This is a genomic window from Bradyrhizobium sp. WYCCWR 13022, assembly GCF_030435535.1.
Classification (GTDB): domain Bacteria; phylum Pseudomonadota; class Alphaproteobacteria; order Rhizobiales; family Xanthobacteraceae; genus Bradyrhizobium.
In genome coordinates, this window is the sequence record NZ_JAUIZJ010000019.1 from 123032 (window position 1) to 142470 (window position 19439).

20 protein-coding genes are annotated in these 19439 nt (G+C 64.6%); 12 read left to right on the forward strand and 8 right to left on the reverse strand.

From position 1 onward, the window contains the following. The first annotated feature begins 110 nt into the window (after window positions 1-110). Window positions 111-2558 (forward strand): adenylate/guanylate cyclase domain-containing protein, encoded by a 2448-nt coding sequence (locus tag QY049_RS25960; protein WP_258764625.1) that lies wholly within the window; start codon window positions 111-113, stop codon window positions 2556-2558. A gap of 197 nt (window positions 2559-2755) precedes the next feature. On the opposite strand, the gene QY049_RS25965 is transcribed toward QY049_RS25960, so the two are convergent. The 3 genes from QY049_RS25965 to QY049_RS25975 form a co-directional block, all read right to left on the reverse strand. Beyond that, on the reverse strand, window positions 2756-2878 hold the full coding sequence (locus QY049_RS25965; RefSeq protein WP_258764623.1) for a hypothetical protein: 123 nt from the start codon (window positions 2876-2878) through the stop codon (window positions 2756-2758). Window positions 2879-2953: 75 nt separating this feature from the next. After that, window positions 2954-4249, reverse strand: coding sequence for a Spy/CpxP family protein refolding chaperone (locus QY049_RS25970; RefSeq protein ID WP_301270098.1), 1296 nt, complete (start codon window positions 4247-4249; stop codon window positions 2954-2956). 196 nt (window positions 4250-4445) lie between these two features. Next, complete coding sequence (locus QY049_RS25975) at window positions 4446-5549, reverse strand: LysM peptidoglycan-binding domain-containing protein (protein ID WP_258764621.1); 1104 nt, start codon at window positions 5547-5549, stop codon at window positions 4446-4448. Window positions 5550-5799: 250 nt separating this feature from the next. Between QY049_RS25975 and QY049_RS25980 the strand changes: the two genes are divergently transcribed. Both QY049_RS25980 and QY049_RS25985 read left to right on the forward strand, forming a co-directional pair. Next, the gene (locus QY049_RS25980; RefSeq protein WP_258764618.1) at window positions 5800-6498 is read left to right on the forward strand and encodes a hypothetical protein; all 699 of its coding nucleotides are present in this window, start codon (window positions 5800-5802) and stop codon (window positions 6496-6498) included. Between the two features lie 130 nt (window positions 6499-6628). Continuing rightward, entirely contained in the window at window positions 6629-6850 is a 222-nt protein-coding gene (locus tag QY049_RS25985; protein WP_258764617.1) for a hypothetical protein, read from the forward strand. 239 nt (window positions 6851-7089) lie between these two features. Here QY049_RS25985 and QY049_RS25990 read toward each other — a convergent pair whose 3' ends face one another. Beyond that, window positions 7090-7575 carry a hypothetical protein gene (locus tag QY049_RS25990; protein WP_258764616.1) on the reverse strand — a complete coding sequence of 162 codons (486 nt, stop codon included), beginning with the start codon at window positions 7573-7575 and terminating at the stop codon, window positions 7090-7092. 149 nt (window positions 7576-7724) lie between these two features. Then, complete coding sequence (locus tag QY049_RS25995; protein ID WP_258764615.1) at window positions 7725-8447, reverse strand: hypothetical protein; 723 nt, start codon at window positions 8445-8447, stop codon at window positions 7725-7727. Window positions 8448-8814: 367 nt separating this feature from the next. Here QY049_RS25995 and QY049_RS26000 point away from each other — a divergent pair, with 367 nt between their 5' ends. Together QY049_RS26000 and QY049_RS26005 are read left to right on the forward strand one after the other, a co-directional pair. After that, a complete protein-coding gene (locus QY049_RS26000; protein ID WP_258764614.1) occupies window positions 8815-11478 on the forward strand; it encodes an EAL domain-containing protein in 2664 nt (887 codons plus the stop codon). A 320-nt stretch (window positions 11479-11798) separates the two neighbouring features. Next, window positions 11799-12617, forward strand: coding sequence for an outer membrane protein (locus QY049_RS26005; RefSeq protein ID WP_258764613.1), 819 nt, complete (start codon window positions 11799-11801; stop codon window positions 12615-12617). Between the two features lie 74 nt (window positions 12618-12691). On the opposite strand, the gene QY049_RS26010 is transcribed toward QY049_RS26005, so the two are convergent. Next, on the reverse strand, window positions 12692-12877 hold the full coding sequence (locus QY049_RS26010; RefSeq protein WP_194479032.1) for a hypothetical protein: 186 nt from the start codon (window positions 12875-12877) through the stop codon (window positions 12692-12694). A 204-nt stretch (window positions 12878-13081) separates the two neighbouring features. On the opposite strand from QY049_RS26010, the gene QY049_RS26015 reads away from it, so the two are divergent. From QY049_RS26015 to QY049_RS26025, 3 genes are all read left to right on the forward strand, one after another. After that, window positions 13082-13327, forward strand: coding sequence for a hypothetical protein (locus tag QY049_RS26015; RefSeq protein ID WP_194479031.1), 246 nt, complete (start codon window positions 13082-13084; stop codon window positions 13325-13327). Between the two features lie 50 nt (window positions 13328-13377). Beyond that, complete coding sequence (locus tag QY049_RS26020) at window positions 13378-13638, forward strand: hypothetical protein (protein ID WP_194479030.1); 261 nt, start codon at window positions 13378-13380, stop codon at window positions 13636-13638. A gap of 110 nt (window positions 13639-13748) precedes the next feature. Beyond that, the gene (locus tag QY049_RS26025) at window positions 13749-15452 is read left to right on the forward strand and encodes a GMC family oxidoreductase (RefSeq protein ID WP_258764612.1); all 1704 of its coding nucleotides are present in this window, start codon (window positions 13749-13751) and stop codon (window positions 15450-15452) included. A 117-nt stretch (window positions 15453-15569) separates the two neighbouring features. Here the strand turns inward: QY049_RS26025 and QY049_RS26030 are convergent, their stop codons facing one another. After that, the gene (locus QY049_RS26030) at window positions 15570-15692 is read right to left on the reverse strand and encodes a hypothetical protein (protein WP_256442496.1); all 123 of its coding nucleotides are present in this window, start codon (window positions 15690-15692) and stop codon (window positions 15570-15572) included. A gap of 311 nt (window positions 15693-16003) precedes the next feature. Here QY049_RS26030 and QY049_RS26035 point away from each other — a divergent pair, with 311 nt between their 5' ends. From QY049_RS26035 to QY049_RS26045, 3 genes are all read left to right on the forward strand, one after another. After that, on the forward strand, window positions 16004-16141 hold the full coding sequence (locus tag QY049_RS26035; protein ID WP_258764610.1) for a hypothetical protein: 138 nt from the start codon (window positions 16004-16006) through the stop codon (window positions 16139-16141). Between the two features lie 148 nt (window positions 16142-16289). Further along, window positions 16290-17381: a beta-propeller fold lactonase family protein gene (locus tag QY049_RS26040; protein ID WP_258767103.1), complete on the forward strand. Its 1092-nt coding sequence runs from the start codon at window positions 16290-16292 to the stop codon at window positions 17379-17381. A gap of 111 nt (window positions 17382-17492) precedes the next feature. Next, entirely contained in the window at window positions 17493-17624 is a 132-nt protein-coding gene (locus QY049_RS26045) for a hypothetical protein (protein ID WP_258767128.1), read from the forward strand. Window positions 17625-17631: 7 nt separating this feature from the next. On the opposite strand, the gene QY049_RS26050 is transcribed toward QY049_RS26045, so the two are convergent. After that, a complete protein-coding gene (locus QY049_RS26050; RefSeq protein WP_258764609.1) occupies window positions 17632-18243 on the reverse strand; it encodes a PAS domain-containing protein in 612 nt (203 codons plus the stop codon). A 284-nt stretch (window positions 18244-18527) separates the two neighbouring features. On the opposite strand from QY049_RS26050, the gene QY049_RS26055 reads away from it, so the two are divergent. After that, entirely contained in the window at window positions 18528-19418 is an 891-nt protein-coding gene (locus QY049_RS26055; RefSeq protein WP_258764607.1) for an efflux RND transporter periplasmic adaptor subunit, read from the forward strand. The last annotated feature ends 21 nt before the right edge of the window (window positions 19419-19439 follow it).

A 19439-nucleotide genomic window follows, 5' to 3' on the forward strand; every position in this document is an offset into this window, starting at 1 on the left:
ACCACACGCGCCCCTTGCCGGCTCCCTGCCGGTCCAAGGGTCCAAATTGTGGTAGAAAGCCGTGGGGCCCGTACGGCCCTTAGCGTCGGTCGCGGCGCGAGAGGATCCGGATGACGGGAGCGAAAGACAAGACCTGGTTTCTGCGCGAGGGCCTGTTCGCCAAATATGTCGCCTCCCTCGTCGGCCTCGTCGTGTTCGTGCTCGCCGTCAACGGCGCGATGGAGACCTGGATCTCCTATCGCGCCACCAAGACACAGCTGACCGACGGGCTCGAGGACAAGGCGCAAAGCGCGGCCCGGCGCATCGAACAGTCCGTCTCCGAGCTCGAGCGCCAGATCAGCTGGGTGACGACCGCCAGCCGGGACACGCTGGAGAAGCGTCGCACCGACTACACCCAGCTGCTGCAGCAGGTCTCCGTCGTCTCGCAGCTGTTCCAGCTCAACGGCGACGGCCGCGAGGTGCTGCGCGTCTCGCGCCAGTCGATCACGACCGGCAGCAATGCCGACCTCGCCCGCGACATTCGCTTCACCGAAGCGGTCGCCCGCGGCGTCAGCTATGCGCCTCCCTATTTCTCGGACCGCACCCCGTACATGTCGATCTCGGTGGCGCATTCCGGCTTCAATGCCGGCGTCACGGTGGCCGAGATCGATCTCAGCTTCCTCTCCGAGTTCCTGTCCGATGCGCAGGTCGGCAAGGCCGCCTTCGCCTATGTGGTCGACCCGCGCGGCCGCGTGCTGGCGACCTCGTCGAAGGGGCCAGATGTCGGCACGGATCTGTCGAAGCTGCCGCAGGTCGCGGCGGCGATCGCGCCCGGCCGCGAGGGCGACACGTCGGGCACCGACTTCAACGGCCATGCGGTGCTGTCGGCCGCGAGCACTGTGCCGAAGCTCGGCTGGAGCGTGTTGTTCGAGCAGCCGGCCACGCAGGCGCTGACGCCGATCCGCGACCAGCTGGTGCGCATCGCGCTCCTGATCGGCATGGGCCTTCTGGTCGCGATCCTCGCCGGCACGCTGCTGGCGCGCCGCATGATCATCCCGATCACGGCGCTGCGCGACGGCGCGCACAAGCTGGGCGAAGGCGATTTCAGCCACCGCATCGACGTGCACACCTCCGACGAGCTGGAGGAGCTCGCCGGCCAGTTCAACCGCATGGCCGGCCAGCTCCAGGAGACCTATACGAACCTCGAAACGAAGGTCCAGGAGCGCACCCGCGATCTCGCCCAGTCGATCAACGAGCTGAAGGTGCTGGAAGAGGTCGGCCGCGCGGTCTCGTCCTCGCTCGACCTCAACGCCGTGCTGCCGACGATCGCCGCCCGCGCGCTGGAGATCAGCCGCGCCGATGCGGTGCTGATCTACGGCCATGACGCCGCGCGGCGCAGCTTCAACCTAGTCGAGGCTGACGGCATCGACAAATCGGCCGGCGGCGCCCATGTCACCATCGGCGAAGGCGAGAACATCCTGAGCGATGCCGCGCGGAGCGGCGAGCCGATCGCGCTGCCCGACCTCGACCACGCCGCCGAGCAGCCGCTGCGCGACGTCGCGGTCGATGCCGGCTTCCATGCGGTGCTGGTGGTGCCGCTGGTCGACCAGCAGGGCACGCTCGGCGCGCTGGTGGTGCTGCGCCGGGCCAGCGGCGCGTTCGAACCCAGCCTCACCGGCCTGATGCGCACCTTCGCCAACCAGGCCGTGCTGGCGATGCGCAATGCGCGCCTGTTCACCGAGGTCGACCACAAGAGCCACGCGCTGGAGACCGCGAACGAGACCGTGCGCGCCCAGGCCGACAAGCTCACCCAGCAGACCGAGCAGCTCAAGGACTGGAACAAGTCGCTCGAAGAGCGCGTCGCGACGCAGCTCAGCGAGATCGAGCGCATCCGCAAGCTCGAGCGCTTCCTGGCGCCGCAGGTGGCGCAGCTGATCGCCTCCTCGGACAGCCCGGAGGGCCTGCTCACCAGCCAGCGCCGCGAGGTGACCGTGGTGTTCTGCGACCTGCGCGGCTTCACCGCGTTCACGGAAGCGACCGAGCCGGAAGAGGCGATGAACGTGCTGCGCGAATATCACGCTGCGCTCGGCAAGCTGATCTTCAAATACGAGGGCACGCTCGACAAGTATGCCGGCGACGGCGTGATGATCCTGTTCAACGCGCCGATCCAGTTCGAGGACCACACCGCACGCGCCGTGAAGATGGCGGTGGAGATGCGCGACACCATCGGTCCCTTGACCGAGCGCTGGCGCAACCGCGGGCACAGCCTCGGCTTCGGCATCGGCATCGCGCTCGGCTATGCCACGCTCGGCCAGGTCGGCTTCGAGCAGCGGCTGGAATATGCCGCGATCGGCAGCGTCACCAACCTCGCCTCCCGCCTGTGCAGCGAGGCCCACGCCAACCAGATCGTGGTGAGCCGCCGCGTCTACGGCATGGTCGAGCCTTGGGTCGAGGCCCGCGCCCTAGACGATCTCCAGCTCAAGGGATTCAATCACCCGGTGCTGGCGATGGAGATCCTGTCGTGGCGAGACCAAGTCGACAATGTCGTCGATGCGGCGGCCGCCCGGCGCAGAGGCTGACATCAATCACAAAACGCGAAAACAACCCCATGCACAGTAGACAGGCCGCTGGGGAGCTTCGTGATTTTCCCAGTTTGCTGATTTTCAGAAATTTTCTTTGACGCGTCGGGCAAAACACTGGCATGATGGCATCATCGGACGTTTGCGCCTGATCTCACCAAGCTCTGACGTGTTGCCTGTCGGGTCGGTCGATCCGCTCAGGCAACAGCGCTGTCGTTGATCTCACGGATCGCGCTGACGAGACGGACCACTGTGGCTTCGTCGAACTGGTGTTCGGGCCCCGTCGGCGCAATCGCGGTGAAGGGCGGTTCGTACAGCAAGGACGACCGCGTCGATGCCTGCCATTGAGATGGGTACATTGCGATTCGAGAATTCACGTCGGCCCGAGCCTCAAATCACGTCCCCCGCTTCGGCCCCATCGCCTCGAACCCTGCCTTCTGCTCGTCGCTCAGGTCCGCTTCGAAATCGTCGAGCGCGTCGGCGACGCCGCCCACCGCCTGCTGCATCGTCTCGAGGCGCGTCTTCACGGCGGCGAGGCGGGCTTGCGGGGTCGCTTCCGCCTTCATCGGGCACGAGCTCAGCGTCTCCATCGTGCGCAGCGTGGTGCCCTGGAGCACGTCGAGCCGGGCGCGTCCGGTGTCGTCGAGCTTCAGCGTGACGGCAATGTCGTCGGCGGGCCATTGCTGCTGCACGAGCTGCTCGTAGCGGCGCTGGGCCTGCACGTCGTAGCGGGGATCGTAGTCGGGATCGCAGGCGGCGGTCGCCTGCGCGTCCTTGGGCTGGGCCGAAGCCAGCGCCGCCTGGCGCTCCCTCGCCAGCGAATCGAGCTTCGCTTTCTGGCCGTCATCGAGGAGGTCGACGAATTTTGCCAGCGGCTGCGTCAGCGCGTCGGTGGCCTTGATCATCGCATCCAGGCGCGCCTGCATCACGCCGAGGCGCTCTGCCGCAATCATCGGCGCCTGCGCCGGGCACGAGGCGCGGATGGTGTCGCGCGCCGTCGTCCAGGCGGACGCGAGCTCATCGAGCGCCGCGCGCTGCATCTCGTTCGGCTGCACCGTTGCGGCGATGCGGTCGACCGGCAAGCCGCCGGTGTCACTGCTGTCGCAGACCGTCTCCGCCGACGGGACTCGCCGCCCACGGCGGCCCTGCGGCGCGGTGTAGGCGGCAAGCTCGGGCGCCGCATAGGGCGCGAAGATCGCGGCGTAGATATCGCCATAGCCGTAGAGCGAGAGGCTGGTCGTATCGCCAAGGATGATTGCGGTGGTGAGATCGTCATGCGCGAACGGCCAGAACACCGGCCCGATCCAGCCATAGCTGCCATCAGGGTGGCGCCACCAGCCCTGCGGACGGCGGCCGCCGTGCCAGCCCGACAGCGCAGCCTGCGCCGTCATCGCCGCACGGACGACATAGGGATTGGCGGGCTGACCGCGCTCGCTGCCGCGCGGATCCTGCGATCTCAGCGCGGCGGAGCGATAACGATAGCGACCGCCGCGCACCGCCATGCGGGCATGGCGCAGGCGCGACAGGCCGATGATGTGACCGACGGCGAAGCGCGCAACGCCGAGCGGCCCGCCGCGCAGCCCGAACTGGGCTTGCGCGGTGTTGGGCACCAGCACCGTCACAGCGACAAGGGCCGCGCCGGCAAGCGCCAGCCCCGAGCGCGATCTCGACAAGACCACTGACCTGACCACCGAGCCGATCACCGAGCCAAACACTTCTTGGCCCTCCTCCAGCGCCAAGCGCGCATCACGTCGCAGGGAGAAGACGCGCCGGGGAACCAAATGTTCCGCGGCGAGACGGCCAAAGCGTCGCAGATCCGTGGGGCGGCATCGCGGCAGGCGCGGCGCTTTACCTCGCCCCGCTTGCGGGGGGGAGGCGAAGCAAGCCTTACTGCGCCCTTTGCGGCACCACGACGGTCTGGCCGGGATAGATCAGATTTGGATTGCGGATCTTTTCGCGGTTGGCGTTGAAGATCACCGCATAGCGGGCGCCGTCGCCATAGGCGAGGCGGCTCAGCGCCCAGAGGCTGTCGCCGCGGTTGATCACCCGGCTGCCACCGGCTTCCGCCGTCGTCGTGCTGAGGAGGTCTGCGGGCGAGGCCGCTGCGACGGCCGCGGCAGGCGCCCTCGCCATGGACCTGGGTTTGGACGTGCCCATCATCCGGGGCCGGGCCGCGGCCCTCTCCGGCACCGCAGCCGGGCGCGGCGAAGGCAGCGACGCGACGACTTCGGGTTTGTCGTCGCGCTTCGCCTCGGGCTTCGCAACCGCCGCGACACGCGGAGGCGGCGGCGCGGCTTCGGCGATCGTCACCGGCATGGTCCGGCTGGACTGCGTGACGGTGCCATCGGGCGCCCTGGCGCGCAGCGCCAGCTCATAGCTGCCGGCCGGAAGCTTCGGCGGAGTCATCACGAACTGGCCCGACGCATCGGCCACCACGCTGTCGAGCGGCTGGCCGTCGCGCAGCAGCTCCACCTTCGCGCCAGGTGCGGCCTGCCCCGCAATGACGGCCGCCTCGCCATGATCGTCGACGCGGGCGACGTCGAAACGTGGGCCGGTGTCAGCGACAGGCGGCTGCGGCTTGGCCGGCGCGACATCGGCCAGCGCCGCGACCTGCTTCTGGGTTTCCGCCAGCGCGCCTGCCTTCGGCGCCTCGGCCGGTGCGGGCGAGGCAGATGGCGAGGCTGGCGCAACCGCGGCGAGCTTGGGTTCGTCGGCCTTCTGTTCGCTCTTGGACTCGGTCTTGGACTCGGTCTTGGATTCCGCCTTGGACTCTGCTTTGGGCTCGACCTTGGCTTCGGCTTTGGCCTGGGCCTTGGGCTCGGCCTTCACCTCAGGCTTGCTCTCGGGCTTCGCGACCGCGGCCACCTCGGTGCGCGTCCCGCCCGACAGCATGTGGCGGAGCTCGCCCGGGCCGATCACCAGCACGGCGCCGACCACCGCGAGCAGACAGAAGGCGCAGAATGCAATGAAGGCCTTGGATGCGGTGATCATCAGTCCTCAAACCCTGATCGAAACTCTGGGTCAAAAATCAACCCCGGCAAAGTGCGCCGTTTTGGCTGCGGCAGCAAGACGGTCGAAGGGATGAACCGGGCTGGTCCTTCCCGCGTCAAACGAGCGAAGCCGCCTCGAGCCCGTTCTTGAAGCCCGTTCTTGCCGTCCATTCTTGAAGCCCATTCTAGTAGTCCATTCTGGTAGCCCATTCCTGCAGTCCATTCCTGGCGGCCATTTTCAGGAATTCACCATGACCGCATTTTGCCGCGCTGCGCCATGGCTGGCGCTTGCCCTGACGCTCGCCGCCGCCCCCGCGCTTGCCGCCTCCGGCCCGCCGCCGGGGTTCGTCCTCACCGACGATGCCGACCTCGCCTTCACTTCGCCCGACGGCGCCACCAGGCTCGAGCAATACATGAAGGATAGCGGCGATTGGGACGTCAAATGGCAGGTCTGGGCCCGCCGCGGCGAGCAGATGACGGAGCTGAAGCCGGAGCAGGGCTATGGCGCCGGCTTCCGCTTCACCAGCGATTCGCAATGGCTGGTGCGGATGCAGAAGACCGGCTCGGGCGAGCAGGATCTGTATCTCTACCATGTCGAGAACGGCGTCTTCGTCAACGCCACCAGGAAATCGCTCAGCGATCTCGCCTGGGCCTATTTCTACGGCCGCCCGGAGACGAAGCACTTCGCCAGGCTCGACTTCCACATCACGGCCAATCTCCTGAAGGGGACCGAAGAGGCTTATCGCTGGCTCAGCGTGAACTGGCCCGACAACCGCTATCTCGTGATCGGCCTCGCCGGCGAATACGACAAGCATCCCAAGAACACCGTCATGAAGGGGCTGGGCGGCTGGCGGTGCCGCTATGACCTCCGGACCGGGAAATTCGACGTGCCTGAGATCTTCGCCAAGCAGAATGCCCAAGCCCTGACATGGGAAGTGAAGCGGGAATGAACGGCATTAGGTAGCAAACTCACCAAGCCAAGGCTGGCGGCGATCCTGCCGGTTTTGCTACCTTCTCCTCATGAAATTCGGTCCGAAAGCGCGATGGACGAGGGATGATACGCGCCTAGCGGCCCAGACTTTGGCCGCCTTCGTCAGCATCGGTGCCTTGGCAGGATACGGCTCTGGAGATGGGTTCGTGTGGGGTGCCGTTGGTGGATTTGGGCTTTGGGGCCTGATCCTGATTTGCGCTGTCGCTAAACTCGCCTTTGAAAAGATGGCGGCCATGAATGAGTTTGTGCTTAACGGGCTGGGGATCAAGGCCCTGCGCTCGACACAAGACTCTGATTCTGATAAAAAATAGTGGTGGACCGGTTGGGGATCGGACCCAAGCGTCGCGGGTGGAAATCCAGCTAGCGGCACCAAGCCCCGGCCCGTCCGCAGAAGCTAAAGGTCACGCGCCAACGCGACCGATAGCCTCCGGCGGGTACTCGATAGCTTTATGTTGTCATGTACCACCCACCTTTCGACCCCGCCTCAACGGGATGCCATTCTTGGTTAGAGACGACCTACCGGGGCCTTCCGGCCCCGGATTTCGCTAATTCACTCCAGATCTACGTCGCCAGCGCTGGAAAGCAGGTCTGGGCCGCGAGACACGCCCCACGCTGCTAGGCCGTAACCGCCCAATTCGCGCTGATTGTTGAATGCTTTCGAACCGGACAAGTAGGACGACAGCGCCTTGACCGGCTCTCGGCCTCCTACGGGAATCCCTGCGCTTTCAACAGCAACCAGTAATTCGCTGGCTGGGGCGCGGGCGCCTTTCTTTTCGAGATATTTTGCAGCCGCTGCCTCAATCCGCGCAGTCTTGGTCGTGAGAGATCGGCGCTGGTCGTCATGAAGGCGCTCAACAACCTCGCTGGGCCCAGCTACCTTGCCAGCTATCTTAAACGTGACGGTTGGCGTTCCCTCGTAAAGGGAAACTACCTGCTTCGCGAGCTGGAGCTTCTGAAACGCCTCCGTCTTGGAGAGTTCAGCCTCCCATCGCTCGACTTCCGCCTTGGCGGCTCGCAACATCTCAGAATCGGCCATCACGAATCCCTCAGATTCTGGAACTCTTTTCTGCCATTCTGAGTAGAAAGTCAACTAGCCGTCTCAGAGAGCTCAGAATGTGAACAGACTATCGGGCAACAAAAAAGCCCCGGCCGGCTGGCTGGGGCTACCTCTAGATCAAAACTCGCTCACATTTGTACCTTATCTCCCCAGTTCGCCGGCTGGCTCGGGCGATAAAGTTTCCGGCCGAACCGCGGGTTCTGTCTAACTTTCGTGTGCTCATCGACCAGACGATTATGTCGCTCCGCCCACTCCCACCAGATCGGACCTAGCCTCTCATGGGTCCCGAGGTCATTCACCGTCACCCCCTTCGCCATTTCCACAGATTGCTCACAGAAACTTTTGTAAGCTCCGTTTGCTAACCGATTAATGCAATCAACCAAGGCGTCGAAACCAAGGGTTGGCTCGCTACCCTCGATGCCCTGCATCATATTTTGATACTGAATCCAGAAGGCTTGTGCCGTTGGTCGTGCATCGAACTGCATGCCTTCAATCGCAAGGTCTTTAAGTAAAGCGTCGCCCTCATATTCTCTGATAATCGCCCTCTGCAGATCTATTTGGCGATCACAGGCGGGCCAGAGGTGCTGGATTACGAAATCCACAAGGCTGAAATAGACCTCTCTACTGGGGGCGCCAGCAGCCGGGTCATGCGAGTACGCGTATGAATCAAATGGCGATAAATGACGCGAAATCGGATTGAAGTAGCGGAGCGCGACAAGCACTGCGCTGCACACCAGCGCAATTAAGCATGTGGCGCCGATGCCAGCGAGAACTACGGCTGCCCAACCATAGTTGGCTATTGTCGGGACGTTATTGAACAACCAAGTCAGGGCCGCCCACAGCGCGCCCAACGCGGTGCCCCCGAACCAGTACCCGAATCTATCAACCCATCTATCGATGGTTGGGAAATGCCGCTTAAACCAACTTCGCATGCGGCAACCCTATCACCACGCGCTGGATCGGCGAGCCCCGGCCGCCACTTTCCGCAACATTCCGAACCTTTCTGGCATCAGATAGCGCTCGCAACGCAGCAATTGGCTTGGTGAGTTTGCCACCTGATGCCGGGAATGAAGGCGTCCCTCGAGCCGCGTCGCATTCCGAGTTCCCCAGGCGCTGCGCCAACTCCCTGATTTCGTTCCGATTCATAGTTCCCTAACCGTTACTGGTAACGGGGTCTTTTCCGTTTTGCTGCATCTTGGATCCCACGGGAGGACTGGGATGGGCGCATCGATACGATGGACCGCGCGACTGCGCGCGCTGCTTCGCCGTTGGCGGGGCGCACCGCTGACGTGGCTGATCGTCGGCGGCTTCGTGTTGATGGCAGCGATGGCCATCGGCACCGGGCTGACCGTCGACCGCTTCCGCCAGAACGCGATCGCGAGCGGCCGTGACGGCCTGGAAAGCTCCGTCCGTCTGCTCGCCCGCCATTTCGACCGCGAGTTCGAGGATTTTGCGGTGCTCCAGAAGAGCATCATCGCGGAACTCGAAAGCCATGGCATCGATTCCCCCGACGTCTTCCGCAGCGAGATGGCGACGCTCGCCGTGCACGAGGTGCTGCGCGCCAAGGCCAGCGGCTGGTCCGACGTCGCCGGCGCCAACGTGTTCGACTCGAACGGCGTGCTGATCAACTCGTCGAAGCGCTGGCCCGTTGCCGACATCTCGGTGTCGGATCGCGGCTATTTCATCAGGCTCAAGACCGATCCGGCCGCGCAGGAAGAGGTCGAGGTCGTGCCGGGCCGGTTTGGCGTCGGACCGGCGATCGTGTTCGCCCGTCGCGTCTCCGGACCGCATGGCGAGTTCCTCGGCGTGGTATCGCGGGCGATTACGCCGGAGCAGCTCGAATCCTTCTTCGCCTCGACCGGCCTCGGCGAGGATTCCTCGATCGCGATGCACCACCAGAACGGCCAGCTGCTGGCGCGGATCCCGCATGTCGACGACATGATCGGGCAGAACTACCGCACCGGCTCGCCCGAGCAGAGGGCCGTGTTCGAGCGCAGCTTCGTCACGACCGAACTCGCCAGCCCGATCGACGGCAAGGACCGCATCGTCGCCTCGCGCATGCTGACCGGCGAGCCGCTGGTCGTGGTCGCCACCAAATCGCTGGACGCGACGCTCGCCACCTGGCGCACCCAAACCAGGTTCTTCATCATTGTCGCCGTGCTGTCGATCGGCCTGCTCGTGCTCACGCTGTTCCTGATCTTCCGCCAGGTGACGTACCGGCTCTCGCTGGAGAAGCAGCGGCTCGACACCGCGATGAACACGATGACGCAGGGCCTGTTGATGTTCGACCAGGACGAGCGGCTCATCGTCTGCAACAGGCGCTACATCGACATGTACCGGCTCTCGACCGCGGTGGTGAAGCCGGGCGCCCATTTCCGCGACGTGATCCAGCATCGCGCCGACACCGGCTCGTTCGACGGCGACGTCGATTCCTATTGCGACGCCATCCTGGACAGCGTCGGGCGCATCCAGAGCAACATCGTCGAGACCTCCGACGGCCGCCTGATCGAGATCAAGAACCAGCCGGGCGCGGCCGGCGGCTGGCTCGCCACCCATGACGACGTCACCGAGCGCATCCGCGCCGACGAGCGCATCGCGCACATGGCCCATTATGATGCCCTCACCGACCTGCCCAACCGCGTGCTGATGCGCGGCCATCTGGAGCGCCGCGTCGCCGAGCTCGGCCACGGCAAGCCGTTTGCGATCCTCTATATCGACGTCGACGAGTTCAAGGGCGTCAACGATTCGCTGGGACACGAGGTCGGCGACGAATTGCTGCGCCAGGTCGCGAGCCGCCTGCGCGCCTGCGTCAGCGGCAACGACCTGGTGGCGCGTCTCGGGGGCGACGAGTTCGCGATCGTCAAGGCCGGCACCTGCGACCAGGCCGAGCTGTCCGTGCTGGCGGAACGGATCCTGGCGTCGCTGCGCACGCCCGTCGACTGCAAGGGCCAGGATATCACGACCGATGCCAGCATCGGCATCGCGATCGCGCCCGATCACGGCGACAATCTCGAAGACCTGCTCAAGCGCGCCGATCTGGCGATGTACGCCGCGAAGACCGAGGGCCGCGGCACCTTCCGCATCTTCGTGAGCGAATACGACGCCAGGGCGCGGCAGCGCCGCCAGCTCGAGCTCGATCTGCGCCAGGCGCTCGCCCGCGGCGAGTTCGAGGTGCACTACCAGCCGCTGGTCGATCTCTCCGCCAATATCGTCTCCGGCTGCGAGGCGCTGTTGCGCTGGCGCCATCCCGAGCGCGGCATGGTCTCGCCCGCGGACTTCATTCCGGTTGCCGAGGACACCGGCCTGATCGGCGAGATCGGCGAATGGGTGCTGAAGCAGGCCTGCACCGAAGCGGCCTCCTGGCCCGGCGACATCCACATCGCGGTCAACGTCTCGCCGGTGCAGTTCCGCTCCAAGACGCTGGCACTGAAGGTTGCCTCGGCGCTCGCCGAGTCGGGCCTGGCGCCGGGACGGCTCGAGCTCGAGATCACCGAAACCGTGCTGATCCGCGACGACGAGGAGGCGCTGACCATCCTGCAGCAGCTGCGCGAGCTCGGCGTGCGCATCGCGCTCGACGATTTCGGCACCGGCTATTCGTCGCTGAGCTATCTGCACCGTTTCCCGTTCGACAAGATCAAGATCGACCGCAGCTTCATCAGCGACATCGGCGAGCCCGCGGATTCCTCGCCGATCGTCCAGGCCGTGGTGCACATGGCCGCCGCCCGCCACATGGCGACGACGGCGGAAGGCGTCGAGACGGAAGCCCAGCGCGAGGTGCTGCGCCGGCTCGGGTGCAGCCAGATGCAGGGCTGGCTGTTCAGCCCTGCAGTGCCGGCGGCGAAGCTGAAGCAATTGCTGTCGAAGCAGGCCGCGGCGGCTTGAACCGCCCACGCCATTTCGGAAAAAGATAGTCTCGCTTCTGGTGCCCGCGGACTTTGGGGTCGGGATCATGCTTGGCGCGTCCCGCCCGTCCGTGCGCGTCACGATATGGACCAGAGCGACGAGCGCTGGCCGCAAAAACATATCGGCTGACGCTACAATCCTAAAACGTAATGATGGCTTCCATATCGTGAAAAGCGAAACGTTTCCGAGTGTGACGCGGCCGCTACATTATGACGCACCGTCACGTGCTAACCATCGATCCAGCCGCTGATCCGCGACGACTTGATCTCTTTCCGAAATCGCCGACTGGGAGCACGCGAATGAAAAATTACTTGAAGACGTATGTTGCGAGCGCCGTTGCGTTGCTGGCCGTCAGTGCCGCGCCGGCCACGGCGGCGGACATGGCGATGAAGGCGCCGCCAATGGTTGCGCAGCTCCCGAGCTGGACCGGGTTCTACATCGGCATCAACGGCGGCGGCGCCTGGGGCACCACCGGTACGAGCGCGAGCGACGTCGGTCCGGATGGCTTCTTCGCATTCGCCAACATCCCGGCGGTGGTCGCCGGCGCCACGCGGAGCTTCGACAACTCGGGCGGCTTGGCGGGCGGTCAGATCGGTTATCTCTTCCAGTCGGGCAAGGGCATCTTCGGCATCGAGGCGAGCTTCGACTGGGCCAATTTCAATGGTTCGACGAGCAACGGCCCGACCGTGTACCCGGTGACGCCGGGCTCGACTTTCGCGTGGAATCTGCACGCCAGCTCGGACTTCCTTGCCACCTTCACCGGTCGCGTCGGCTACGATATGGGATCCTGGTACCCGTACGTCACCGGCGGCGCGGCGGTCGCTCACCTCAAATACTCGGCCAATTTCATCGACACGTTCTATCCGACCAACGTGACGAACTCGTTCAGCAAGGACGCGGTCGGCTGGGTCGTCGGCCTCGGCGCAGAATGGCGTGTGGCGGACCACTGGATGCTGCGCGGCGAATATCTCTACATGGACTTCGACAGCTTTGGCGGCAACGGCACCATCGCCTGTACGCCCGGCGTCGGCGCTTGCGGCGCGAACACCACGACCTTCAATTACAGTGCGAAGTTCAGGGAGAACGTCGGTCGCCTCGCGCTCAGCTATCGCTTCTGACGCATCGCTTCCACTGCTGGCGATTGAATCCTGGGCCGTTGCCAGCAACGGCCCAGGATTTTTATTGCGTGTGATCAGGGCTCGTCGGTATCGCCGACCAATTCGCGAAGCTGCTCGATGTCGACAATCGAGCCTTCGAACGTCGAGACGACGGGCTCGAGCGATTCATCGTCGCTGAGCAGCCTGTCGACCGTGCTCACGGCATCCAGCGCACTGCGCGCGACGACAGTCAGCGATCCAGCTTTGACGAGGAAGGGCAATCGCTACTCCGGCGGCCGCTTTTGCATCGGGAATTTCTCCAGGGCATCGTGCCCCCGCGAACCATAACCCGCCTCGATCAAGCCGCAACACATTGTTTTCGCGGAAGTATTTTACTCATGACCCGATTTTTGCAAATCATGGGGAACTTTAGCCAAATGAGTAAATTGAGTAGTTCACTCACCCCGTTATAGCGAGAAAGGGCTATGCAGGACCTCCGCGGAGATCGTCTCCAGATCATGCTCACCCCGGAAGAGCTTTCGCTCGTCGACGATTTCAGATTCAGACACCGCATGCCGACCCGGGCGGCCGCAATTCGGGAATTGCTGAGGCTGGGACTCGCTGCAAAACCGATCCGGGCCGACGGCAGCCGCTCCAGCCATTACGGCCTGTTCGACCGCGGGCCGGATGGACACAAGCCCGGCGGCGACCGCAGTCAGGAGCCGGAGTGAACGAGGAAACGTGATCTTGCATTCGCGCAGCGTTTCCATATCTCAACGGCATGATGAAGCTCACACGCATTCAGGACCACGCCATTCAGGCGCTCATGGCCGGCATCGTCGGCGCCGAGACGTTCGATCACGTCTTCGCGGGCATTCGCTTCGATGAAGTCGAGGGCACGATGCTCTACGCCTTCGCCAGGAACGAGGACGTCGCATCCGACATCGAGGACAGCTACTCGCCGCTCATCGCCGCCGTCGCTTCGCGTGTGCTGAACAAGCAGGTCGACGTCGTCGTCGTGATGCCGAAAGTCCTGCAATGACGTTCTGAAATAACGTCTTGACGCAACTCACCGGCTGCATGGTCCCGGGCGTGACCTCGCGATGAAACCACGCTACCCTCTTGTCACAAGAACAAGAGGAAACGCCAATCGTGTACGACTACATTATCGTGGGCGGCGGCTCGGCGGGGTCCGTGCTGGCCCACCGGCTCTCCGCCAAGAGCGCCAACAAGGTCCTGCTGTGCGAAGCCGGACAGGACACACCACCCGGCAACGAGCCGGCCGAGATCAGGGACAGCTATCCGGGCACCGCCTATTTCGATCCGCGCTTCCACTGGACCGAGCTCAAGGTCACGACCCAGGTCGTCAGCCACAACAATCCGAACGAAAGCCGTCCGCCCTTGCGCAAATACGAGCAGGCACGCGTGCTCGGCGGCGGCTCCTCGATCAACGGCCAGATGGCCAACCGCGGCGCACCGACGGACTACGATGAATGGCAGGCGCGCGGCGCCGAGGGCTGGTCGTGGGCCGACGTGCTGCCCTTCTTCAAGAAGGTGGAACGCGACCTCGATTTCGACGGGCCGTATCACGGCAAGGACGGCCGCATTCCCGTGCGCAGAATTCCCAGGGAGCACTGGACGAAGCATTCCCAGGCGTTCGCCGATGCCTTCCAGCAGGCCGGCCATCGATATCTGCCCGACCAGAACGGCGAGTTCGTCGACGGCTTTTTTCCGGTGACCCATTCCAACCAGGCCGAGCAGCGCGTTTCGGCCGCGATGGGTTATCTCGATCGCGACACCCGCAAGCGCGCCAACCTCACGATCTCCACCAACACGCAGGTGAGGGAGCTGCTGTTCGAAGGCACGCAATGCGTCGGCGTGAAGGCTGTGATCGACGGACGCGAGCAGGAATTCCGGGGGCGCGAGATCATCCTCTCCGCCGGCGCGATCCATTCGCCCGCGCATCTGTTGCGCGCCGGTATCGGCCCGGTCGGCCATCTCAAGGATCTGGGCATTCCGGTCTTGATGGGGCTCGCAGGCGTCGGCCAGCGTCTGATGGATCATCCCTCGATCTCGCTGTCGTCCTTCGTCCGTCGCGGCGCGCGCATGACCGACAATGAGCATACGCGGCGGCACATGCAGCTTGGCCTGCGTTACTCGTCAGGCCTCGAAGGCGTGCCGAAGGGGGACATGTTCGTCGTGTTGCTCTCCAAATCGGCCTGGCATGCCGTCGGCGCGCAGATCGGCTCGCTGCTCACCTTCGTCAACAAGACCTATTCCGAGACCGGACAGGTCAAGCTCGCCTCGCGCGATCCCACGACCGAGCCGGTCGTCGAGTTCAACCTGTTGTCCGACCGGCGCGACCTCGAGCGGCTGATGAGCGGCTTCCGCAAGATGGCGGCCATCCAGATGAGCGACATCGTGAAGAAGGTGACGGACAAGCCGTTCCCGGCCGCCTACACCGACAAGGTGCGCAAGATCGGCGTGGTCAACACCCGGAACAAGATCCTGACCAAGATCGCCGCGACGCTGATGGATGGACCGGCGGCGCTGCGCCACTATCTGATCGACAATTTCGTGGTCGAAGGTTTCACCTTCGACGATGTCATCAACAACGACGAGGCGCTGGAAGCCTTCGTGCGCAAGGCCACCATCGGCGTGTGGCACGCCTCCTGCTCGTGCCGCATGGGCCGGGCCGACGATCCGATGGCGGTGGTGGACACGGAGGGCCGCGTCAAAGGCATTCAGGGCCTGCGCGTCGTCGACGCCTCGATCTTCCCGGTGGTGCCGTGCGCCAACACCAATTTTCCGGTGCTGATGTCGGCGGAGAAGATCGCGGCATCGATGGTGCAATGATCGCGGCGGACGAGGTCCGGAAACCGATGGCAAGTCCAATCCGGACCTCAAACCGCGGACTTGCGACTCGGGCAAAGCCGGCGATGGGATGGCGTGACGGCCCGATAGGGCGAAAGCTTACATCCGAGGCTTGGCCGCATGCACTTCGACAATCTCGGCGTCAGGATGGCTGACGATGGTTGCGAACATGATGCCGCTGATGATGAGCGACCAGGCGGTGTCCCAATAAATCCAAAACACTTTCCAGCCTCCGTTTTGCCAGCCTCCGCTGCGACGTCCTCCGCCAGCAAGACCGGGCTAACGGCAGGAGGAGGCGGCCGTTCCTTGGCGATCCCACAGGCAGGCCTGCGCTAGTGCAGGAGCAGACGAAGCTTAGCGCTATCAGGCGTTGGTCGGCGAGACCTTGCGACCGGTTTGACCGTGTGGCGCTTTGCCACGACAGCCGCATCTCCAAAACCCTGTGAACGAGTTCATAGAGCGGTCGCATTTTGCGGTGCACGATGGTCGGCGCGCCTTGGGCGCATCGAACCTTCGACCCACGGATTGGCCCGATGCGGAAGCAACTCGTCGCCTGGACCATCCTGACCTCGGCTCTGGTCGCCGTCGCCGTGTGGACCGTGCTCGGCCCGCCCGATCACGCGGCCGGCCCGCATCTGCCTTCGCGCGACCTGACGGCGTCGATGCGGTAACGATCAATCCAATTTCGGCATCGATCAATCCCATCTGAAATTTGGTGCCCGACGGCACGAGCCGCTATCCTTCGCCGCAAAACGACAACGCCACACCGGCAGGAGGACGTCCTTGACCAGACCGACACGCCTCGCATCGCGCGCCGCGATCGCCACCACTCTCTTCACCGCTCTCGTCACCTCTGTTGCCCTCGTTTCCGGAGTCCGTGCGGGCATGGCCGAAACCTTCGCCTATGTCGGCAATGCCGACTCCAACGACATCAGCGTGTTCAAGATCGCCGACAACGGTGAGATGACGCCGGTGCAGACCGCCGCCTTCACCGGCGTCGACAAGCCCGGCGCCTCGACGCCGCTCGCGATCACGCCCGACCATCGCGTGCTGATTGCCGGCGTCCGCTCGCAGCCGTTCCAGGCGGTGAGCTTTGCGATCGATCCCAAGACCGGCCAGCTCAGCCCTATCGGCAACGGGCCGCTCGCCGACAGCATGGCCAACATCGCAGTCGACCGCGGCGGCAAGGTGTTGTTCAGCGCCTCCTATGGCGGCAACAAGGTCGCGCTGAATCCGCTTTCACCGAACGGCGTCGTCGCCGAGCCGAAGCAGGTGATCCCGACCGGGCTCAACGCGCACGCCTTCCTGCCCTCGCCCGACAACCGTTTCGTGTTCGCGACCAATCTCGGCTCGGACCAGGTGCTGAGCTTCGCGTTCGATGCCGCCGCGGGCACGCTGACGCCGAACGATCCGCCCGCGATCAAGACGCCGGAGAAATCCGGGCCGCGGCACTTCGTCTTCCATCCCAACGGCAAGTTCGTCTATCTCGTCCACGAGCTGAACGGCGACGTCGCGGCGTACAGCTATGAGGCCAGAAGCGGGGCCTGGGGCGAGATCCAGCGCACCACGGCACTGCCTGAAGGCTTCACCGGCAAGCCCTGGGCCGCCGACATCCACATCACCCCGGACGGCCGCTTTCTCTATGCCTCCGAGCGCACCACCAACACGCTCACGGCCTACAAGGTGGATGCGACCAGCGGCAAGCTGACCACGATCGGCAGCGTGCCGACCGAGAAGCAGCCGCGCGGCTTCAACATCGATCCGACCAGCCGCTACCTCGCCGCGGTCGGCGAACTCTCCGACGGCATGACGGTCTATGCCATCGACCAGACCAGCGGCGCGCTGGCGAAGCTGAAATCCTACGCCACCGGCAAGAAGCCGAACTGGGTGGAGTTTTTGACGCTGAAGTGAGGGATTGGGGCGGTTGACCTAAGTAAACATCCGGAATTTCGCGGGGGCGGCCTTGGCGTCATATCACTGCCGATGGACCGTCATATTGTCTTCAAGTGCCCCCAGACCGGCATGAACGTGCAGCATCGGCTTGGCGACGAGCCTGCCGATCGCACGCACGTGCCGGTATCCTGTCCGGCCTGCACGCGCCTGCATCTGATCGATCGGTTGAGCGGCAAGCTGCTCGGCGAGCGCCGGACCTGACGGATCGCTACGGCCTCGCGGCCACCTGCGCCGAGACGTCTTCGACGTGATGCAGCAGATAGACCAAATGGCCGGCGGCATCGTGGATCGGCGAGTTGATCGGCTGCCAATGGCGCTCGACGAAAGTACCGCTCGGATCCCGAATGTCGTAGCGCTGGACCTTCATGGCGTGGGCGCGCCCGGTCTCGCCGACGATCCTCAGGCTGCTGTAGAGATTGCTGACACCGTCGGCGAGCGGATCGTCGGGATTGTCGGGAAAGATCTCGAACAGCGACCGGCCGACCACGTCGGACCGGCTGATCAAGGTTGCCGCCGCATAGGCGTCGTTGACGTCGACGATCGACAGGCCGGGCCCCGGGTCCAGCAGCATGTAGGGATGCGGCGAGCCGTCGAACTCGGGCTTGAATTGCCGCCGGATCGCTGCCGCGTCGGCGTGCTGGCGCCGGTGTTGTTCCAAGGGCGTCGTGTCGGCACCTGATGCAGCCGAGTTCAGCAGCGCCAGTTGACGCTTCGCTGAAGCCAGCAGGGCGCGCACGGTGTGCTGGACTGTTGCGTCGGTCGCTTCATTGAGCAACCGCTCGAAATGAACGATGTTCTGCTCGCAAACGAACCTTTGCATCCCACCCGACCATGAGCTGTGGAGCCGCGATGCCGCGCTACTCCGGATTGTAGCTCCATATAGCCGGTTCCGGCAGATGAGAAGACCGTGATTGCCGCACCGACCTCGCCGAGTTCGGCGCGCGGCCTGGCCGGCGGCGAACCCGATTTCCATTCCCGCGACTAATCAAGGACTTGCCGCAGCAGCGCGCGGCGGCACGGCGATCCTGCCTCGGGACAACGCTGCCGTAGTCCGCACCGCTGCCATCTGCTATCGATTGGAGGCGTAGCCCCGTGGAATTTCCGATGCGTCATTTGCCCCGTACCGTCGTCCGAAGCCTGTGTCCCGCAGCCGTCGCCGGAGTGCTCGTCTTCGGCGCATGTCCGGCCGGAGCTGCCGATGACGACGCGCCGAAGGGGCCTGCGGTCACGGTGCTGAAGGCGGCAAAGTCCTGCTTCTCCGACATTGTCGAGGCCACCGGCTCGATCATCGCGCGCGAGGAAACCTCGGTGCGGCCCGAACGTCCGGGGCTGAAGGTGACGGAAGTGCTGGCGGAGGCGGGCGAGACCACGACGGCCGGCCAGGTTCTGGCGCGGCTGGCGCTGCCCGAAGGCGGCACGCTTCAGGTCACCGCGCCCGTGGCGGGCGTCATTGCGACTTCGACCGCGCAGATCGGCGCGCCTGCCTCGGCCAAGGGCGAGGCGCTGTTCACCATCGTGGCGCGCAGCGAATACGACCTCGTCGGCCTGGTCGCGACCAATGACGTCAGGAAGCTCGCGGTCAACCAGCCGGTCACCGTGCGCATTGCCGGTGCCGGCGATATCGACGGCAAGGTGCGCCGCATCGGTCCGACCGTCGAGCCGAACATCCAGCAGGGCATGGTCTATATCGGCATCTCCTCGCAGAAGCGGTTGCTGCTGAATGCGAGCGGCCGCGCGCTGATCAAGACCGGGCAGAGCTGCAACGTCGCGGTGCCGCTGACCGCCGTGCAATATTCATCCGCAGGCACCGTGGTGCAGGTGATCCGCCGCAATCGCGTCGAGACCAAGCGCGTCGAGATCGGCTTGATGTCGGGCGGCAATATCGAGGTGCGCGACGGCCTCAACGAAGGCGATATCGTCGTCGCCCGCGCCGGCGCGCTCTTGCGCGAGGGCGATCCGGTGCGCCCGGTGATGGCCGCGGAAGCGGCGAAGTAGGTCTCTCGTGTCCCGGACGCG

What these genes read in the sequence shown, in the direction of transcription:
- QY049_RS25960 (WP_258764625.1), top strand. Translation starts at nt 111, where the DNA reads ATGACGGGAGCGAAAGACAAGACCTGGTTTCTGCGCGAGGGCCTGTTC.
- QY049_RS25975 (WP_258764621.1), bottom strand. Translation starts at nt 5,549, where the DNA reads ATGATCACCGCATCCAAGGCCTTCATTGCATTCTGCGCCTTCTGTCTG.
- QY049_RS25980 (WP_258764618.1), top strand. Translation starts at nt 5,800, where the DNA reads ATGACCGCATTTTGCCGCGCTGCGCCATGGCTGGCGCTTGCCCTGACG.
- QY049_RS25990 (WP_258764616.1), bottom strand. Translation starts at nt 7,575, where the DNA reads ATGGCCGATTCTGAGATGTTGCGAGCCGCCAAGGCGGAAGTCGAGCGA.
- QY049_RS26000 (WP_258764614.1), top strand. Translation starts at nt 8,815, where the DNA reads ATGGGCGCATCGATACGATGGACCGCGCGACTGCGCGCGCTGCTTCGC.
- QY049_RS26005 (WP_258764613.1), top strand. Translation starts at nt 11,799, where the DNA reads ATGAAAAATTACTTGAAGACGTATGTTGCGAGCGCCGTTGCGTTGCTG.
- QY049_RS26015 (WP_194479031.1), top strand. Translation starts at nt 13,082, where the DNA reads ATGCAGGACCTCCGCGGAGATCGTCTCCAGATCATGCTCACCCCGGAA.
- QY049_RS26020 (WP_194479030.1), top strand. Translation starts at nt 13,378, where the DNA reads ATGATGAAGCTCACACGCATTCAGGACCACGCCATTCAGGCGCTCATG.
- QY049_RS26035 (WP_258764610.1), top strand. Translation starts at nt 16,004, where the DNA reads ATGCGGAAGCAACTCGTCGCCTGGACCATCCTGACCTCGGCTCTGGTC.
- QY049_RS26045 (WP_258767128.1), top strand. Translation starts at nt 17,493, where the DNA reads ATGAACGTGCAGCATCGGCTTGGCGACGAGCCTGCCGATCGCACGCAC.
- QY049_RS26050 (WP_258764609.1), bottom strand. Translation starts at nt 18,243, where the DNA reads ATGCAAAGGTTCGTTTGCGAGCAGAACATCGTTCATTTCGAGCGGTTG.
- QY049_RS26055 (WP_258764607.1), top strand. Translation starts at nt 18,528, where the DNA reads ATGCGTCATTTGCCCCGTACCGTCGTCCGAAGCCTGTGTCCCGCAGCC.